This is a genomic window from Mesorhizobium sp. M4B.F.Ca.ET.143.01.1.1 (assembly GCF_004792275.1).
GTDB classification, from domain to species: Bacteria; Pseudomonadota; Alphaproteobacteria; order Rhizobiales; family Rhizobiaceae; genus Mesorhizobium; species Mesorhizobium abyssinicae.
In genome coordinates, this window is record NZ_SRSR01000174.1 from 1 (window position 1) to 356 (window position 356).

The 356-nt window shown below is 68.3% G+C and carries 2 pseudogenes; both read left to right on the forward strand.

Annotated elements, in window-relative coordinates:
• A pseudogene (locus EN786_RS36490) lies at positions 1-189 on the forward strand (UDP-N-acetylglucosamine 1-carboxyvinyltransferase); the annotation flags it as partial.
• Positions 186-356: pseudogene (locus tag EN786_RS36495) on the forward strand (N-acetylglucosamine kinase); the annotation flags it as partial. The pseudogenes EN786_RS36490 and EN786_RS36495, both read left to right, overlap by 4 nt.

Consider the following 356-nt stretch of genomic DNA (forward strand, 5'->3'; position numbering starts at 1 on the left):
GGCGCGAAGCTCCATGGCGCGCAAGTGATGGCCACCGACCTGCGCGCTTCGGTGTCGCTGGTGCTGGCGGCGCTGGTCAGTGAAGGCGAGACAACAATCAACCGCGTCTATCACCTCGACCGCGGCTATGAGCAACTGGATCGCAAGCTGCGCCTTTGCGGCGCCGACATCGAGCGGCTGGGCGCATGAATACCGAGGCGCATTATTTCCTCGGCGTCGATGGTGGCGGCAGCGGTTGCCGCGCCCGCCTCGAGGACCCGCAAGGCGTGGTGCTGGGACAGGGCCTGTCCGGCCCGGCGACGTCGCGGCTCGGCATCGAGGCAGCCTGGGCCTTGATCGCGAAAGCCTTCGGCGCG